5 protein-coding genes are annotated in these 5,146 nt (G+C 49.4%); all 5 read left to right on the top strand.

Annotated elements, in window-relative coordinates:
- Positions 1-376 (top strand): MutS-related protein (locus AC4MRN_RS19410; RefSeq protein ID WP_491204237.1); only part of this gene is annotated, 376 nt, incomplete at its 5' end.
- A 202-nt stretch (positions 377-578) separates the two neighbouring features.
- On the top strand, positions 579-2,210 hold the full coding sequence (gene pyrG / locus AC4MRN_RS19415) for a CTP synthase (protein ID WP_073323186.1): 1,632 nt from the start codon (positions 579-581) through the stop codon (positions 2,208-2,210).
- Positions 2,211-2,269: 59 nt separating this feature from the next.
- Positions 2,270-3,562 carry a phosphopyruvate hydratase gene (gene eno / locus AC4MRN_RS19420; protein WP_073323188.1) on the top strand — a complete coding sequence of 431 codons (1,293 nt, stop codon included), beginning with the start codon at positions 2,270-2,272 and terminating at the stop codon, positions 3,560-3,562.
- A gap of 59 nt (positions 3,563-3,621) precedes the next feature.
- Positions 3,622-4,311, top strand: a complete 690-nt coding sequence (locus AC4MRN_RS19425) for a hypothetical protein (protein ID WP_255054125.1) — start codon at positions 3,622-3,624, stop codon at positions 4,309-4,311.
- A gap of 319 nt (positions 4,312-4,630) precedes the next feature.
- The coding region (locus AC4MRN_RS19430; RefSeq protein WP_491204238.1) for a hydroxymethylglutaryl-CoA lyase-like TIM-barrel protein at positions 4,631-5,146 on the top strand (516 nt) is incomplete at its 3' end.

The raw sequence follows: 5,146 nt of genomic DNA on the forward strand, positions 1-5,146 counted from the left end.
CAATCAATTGGATGGCGTCAGCAATTTACACCTCGATGCAGTAGAACACGACGATACAATTCGCTTTATGCATACGGTAGAGTCGGGTGCGGCCAGCAAAAGCTATGGGCTGCAGGTGGCGCAATTAGCCGGTGTGCCCAAAGCCGTTATCGGTGCCGCAAAGCTTCGTCTCAAACAATTAGAGCAAAGTGCAAAAGTATCAGGCTCACCTGGCAACAATGCACAGACAGAAATAACTGCCACTCAACAGTCGCTGTTTGTGCAGCCCGAACCTTCAGCTGTAGAGCTGGCACTGGCTGGTATCGACCCAGACGACCTGACACCCAAGCAGGCACTCGCGTTAATTTATGAACTAAAAAAACAGAGTAATCTTTAGTCCTTAAATCACTGCAGTGATGACGTAAATACGTAACAAACTACACGTCATCATTGCAGATTGCCCTGCCCGCCTAATACACGTATCTTATTGCTTGTTATAATTGTGAACAGCCAGCTTATTGGGTATACTGTTGCGCCGTCTATAGTGCTGTTTCTAACAGTGCATTACCCAATAAATAACCCAACGTCTTAGGTTTCGCATGACTAATTATATTTTCGTCACCGGTGGTGTCGTTTCATCGCTTGGTAAAGGCATTGCTGCAGCGTCACTTGCCGCCATCCTTGAAGCACGTGGTCTCACGGTGACCATGCTAAAACTGGATCCGTATATTAACGTTGATCCGGGTACTATGAGTCCAATTCAGCACGGCGAAGTGTTTGTAACTGACGATGGTGCCGAAACCGACCTGGATTTAGGTCACTATGAGCGTTTCATCAGAACGCGCATGACAAAACGGAACAACTTCACCACCGGACGGGTTTACGAAGAAGTACTGCGCCGCGAGCGCCGCGGTGATTATCTGGGCGCGACCATTCAGGTTATCCCGCATATCACCAACGAAATTAAGCGCCGCGTTATCGACGGTGCACAAGGTCATGATGTCGCTATTGTTGAAGTGGGTGGCACCGTAGGTGACATCGAATCACAACCGTTTATTGAAGCCATCAGACAGCTGGGTACCGAAGTTGGTCGCGACCACGCGATGTTTATGCACCTGACACTGGTGCCTTACATGCCAGCATCCGGCGAGCTGAAAACCAAGCCCACCCAACACAGCGTAAAAGAGCTACGCTCAATTGGTATTCAGCCAGATATCCTGGTGTGTCGTTCGGTTGGCGCGATGCCAGCGACCGAGCGTTCAAAAATTGCATTGTTCACCAACGTAGCAGAAAAAGCCGTTATTTCACTGAAAGACGTAGACAGCATCTACCGCATCCCGGCAGCGCTGAAAGCCCAGGGAATGGATCAACTGGTTGTAGACCGTTTCAAACTGGATTGCGAAGAAGCAGACCTGACCGAATGGGAACAGGTTCTGTATGCAGAATCTAACCCGGTAGGCGAAGTGAACATTGGTATGGTCGGCAAATATGTTGAACTGCCGGATGCCTATAAATCTGTCAACGAAGCGCTGAAACACGCCGGTTTGAAAAACCGCCTGACCATCAACATTCACTATGTTGACTCTCAGGACGTCGAATCAAAAGGCACGCAAATCCTGGAAAAACTGGATGCGATTCTTGTACCAGGCGGATTTGGCGAGCGTGGTATTGAAGGCAAGATTGCGGCTGCCCGCTATGCACGTGAAAACAAAGTGCCTTACCTTGGCATTTGTTTAGGTATGCAGGTTGCGTTGATCGAGTTTGCACGAAATGTAGCTGGCATGGAAAACGCCAACAGTACCGAGTTTGATCCAAACACGCCGTACCCGGTGGTCGGCCTGATCACAGAATGGCTGGACTCTGATGGCAGTACCGAGGTACGTGACGAAAGTTCTGACCTTGGCGGCACTATGCGCCTGGGTAGTCAGCTTTGCCACCTGATCCCGGGCAGCAAGGTACACGATGCATACGGCAGTGAAGAAATCTACGAACGTCACCGCCACCGCTACGAAGTAAACAACAACCTGCGCGACCAAATTGAAGCCGCTGGCCTGAAGGTAAGTGGTTTGTCCACTGACAAACGCCTTGTTGAGGTAGTGGAAATCCCGGATCATCCTTGGTTCGTTGCCGGTCAGTTCCACCCGGAGTTTACTTCGACTCCGCGTGATGGCCACCCGTTATTTACCGGGTTTGTGGCGGCAGCGCAAAAATACCAAAAAGAAAATCATTAATTTAAAAACCTGGTACTTCTCTCTCCCGGAGTACCTTTTTACTTGTTGAGGAAAATAAAATGGCGAAGATCTCGCGTATCATTGGACGTGAAATTCTGGACTCTCGTGGTAACCCCACAGTAGAAGCAGACGTATACCTGGACTCAGGCGTAATGGGACGCGCTTGTGCACCGTCAGGCGCTTCTACTGGTTCTCGCGAAGCACTGGAACTGCGCGATGGCGACAAAGCCCGCTACATGGGTAAAGGCGTAACCAAAGCAGTGGCTGCTGTGAACGAAAAAATTGCGCCGGCTCTGCTGGGTATGGATCCGGTAGCGCAAAGCGATATCGACAAAGCCATGATCGACTTAGACGGTACTGAAAACAAAGAAAACCTGGGTGCGAACGCTATCCTGGCAGTTTCTCTGGCAGTAGCAAAAGCAGCCGCTACCGAAAAAGGTGTTGCATTGTATGAGCACATCGCTGACCTGAACGGTACCTCTGGCCAATATTCAATGCCTGTACCAATGATGAACATCATCAACGGTGGTGAGCACGCTGACAACAACGTTGATATCCAGGAATTCATGGTTCAGCCTGTTGGTGCCAAGAGCTTTAAAGAAGCGCTGCGCATGGGTGCTGAGATCTTCCACAACCTGAAAAAAGTACTGTCTGCGAAAGGCCTGAACACCGCAGTAGGTGACGAAGGTGGTTTCGCGCCAAACCTGAGCTCTAACGCTGAAGCATTGGCTGTTATCGTAGAAGCGGTAGAAAAAGCCGGCTACACCATGAACGAAGACGTTACCCTAGCTCTTGACTGTGCTGCGTCAGAATTCTACAAAGAAGGCAAATACGTGCTGTCTGGTGAAGACAAGTCTTTCGATTCAGAAGCGTTTGGTGACTACCTGGCAGAACTGTGTGAACAGTACCCCATCGTATCTATCGAAGACGGTCTGGACGAAAGTGACTGGGACGGTTGGGCAAGCCTGACTAAGAAGATCGGTGACAAAGTACAGCTGGTTGGTGATGACCTGTTCGTAACCAACACCAAGATCCTGAAGCGCGGTACTGAAAACGGTATCGGTAACTCTATCCTGATCAAGTTTAACCAGATCGGTTCACTGACCGAGACACTGGAAGCCATCAAAATGGCGAAAGACGCCGGCTTCACCGCGGTTATCTCTCACCGTTCAGGCGAAACTGAAGACGCTACTATTGCCGACCTGGCAGTAGGTACTGCAGCGGGCCAAATCAAAACAGGCTCACTGTGTCGTTCTGACCGTGTTGCTAAGTACAACCAACTGCTGCGTATCGAAGAAGCGCTGGCAGGTAAAGTGGCTTACAACGGTCGTAGCGAAATCAAAGGCCAGTAATAAATACGGGGCAGGCGATGTGGCCTGCCCTGCTTTTATTGCCGTACCGATGATCATTCATGACGCCGTCTTCTGATCACGCTGATCACGCGTCACAACAAACAGACTTCTTCCAGGCGGTTGAATCTGATACCTCACAACGCGAATTAGCCGAGTTGTGCAATGCCCTGTATGAGCGGGAATTACAATTCCTGTCTGCTCATGGTCCCAAACAAATTAATTTACTGCGCCGCAGATTGGCAGGCTTGAGCCATCATGTGAAACGCACCGCGCGGTTTCTGGTAAGTCGCACTACACCGCTCGCTCTTGATGAACACAACGCCAGTTGGCAGGCCAAACAGCCAGCGAAAAGCCCGGCACGCAACGCCGATTCAGACGTCTGTGCACAGTGGTTGGAAAAACATGCCAAAGTCGGCCTGGTTATTCCCGTCCGCGTGCAGGAATTCGACAACGAGCACATCGAACTGGACTCTATCGACAAGGTCCAGCTTGAAAACCAGACGCTGCATATCAACAAGTTTGGCTGGTTTGATTTTAATGGTAACTCACTGGAAGAGGCGCGTTTCGCTCCAAGGCTGATTAATCTGGTAAAACCCACCAAGACCATCGTGACATCGGCATGCTGTGGACACAGTTGGAATCACAAAGGTAAAACACTGCCACGACGCTTGTCTATCAGAGAAATGCTACTGGTCAGTACTCTTGACTGGCGTCATTTCAGTGCCGCCAAAATGCCGCCTAAATTCTAATTTCAGCTCACTGCTGACGGCCAAAGATGATTTTTATCCTAAAAAAGGCCGAATACCGTAATTTATAACTAAAACTTATAGCGAAAATTGGATTCAGTGGTTGACCTTATCCAGCTCAGCCTGTACATTTACCCGCATTGAAACAGTCGCACGAATTCTAGCTTTTCAGGACAACCATGATTAAGCAAACTATGATTCTATCTCTTCTACTCCTTATGGCAGCAAGATTGCACGGGTAGATTGCGACTAAGCGAATAACACACAAAAACCCGTGCTAAGCACGGGTTTTTTTTTAACTTCACAACATGAGTACCAAGCCATGACGAATCAGGTAAAAATATTTGATACGACCTTGCGTGACGGCGAACAAGCTTTGCCAGCCAGTTTGAGTGTAAAAGAAAAACTGCAGATCGCGCTGGCACTCGAGCGTCTTGGTGTGGATATCATTGAAGCGGGTTTCCCGGTGTCCTCTCCGGGCGATTTTAAATCTGTACAAATGATTGCCAAAGAAGTGAAGAATGCCACGGTAGCAGGTTTGTCACGCGCGTTACCTGCCGATATTGATGCCTGTGGTGAAGCATTGAAGGTTGCTGACCAATTCCGGATTCATACTTTCATTGCTACGTCAGATATTCACGTAAGCAACAAGTTGAAGAAAACCCAGGAAGATATCGTTGAGATGGCCGTTGCGGCGGTGAAACACGCAGGCCGTTATACCAATGATATCGAATTTTCTTGTGAAGATGCTGGGCGTACCCATATCGACTACCTGTGCCGCATGGTAGAAGCGGTCATCAATGCAGGCGCCACCACGGTCAATATCCCGGACACCGTG

It is taken from the genome of Marisediminitalea sp. (assembly GCF_984433645.1).

Excerpts from the sequence above, each read along its gene's own strand:
- pyrG (WP_073323186.1), top strand. The coding sequence starts at position 579 with ATGACTAATTATATTTTCGTCACCGGTGGTGTCGTTTCATCGCTTGGT.
- AC4MRN_RS19425 (WP_255054125.1), top strand. The coding sequence starts at position 3,622 with ATGACGCCGTCTTCTGATCACGCTGATCACGCGTCACAACAAACAGAC.
- eno (WP_073323188.1), top strand. The coding sequence starts at position 2,270 with ATGGCGAAGATCTCGCGTATCATTGGACGTGAAATTCTGGACTCTCGT.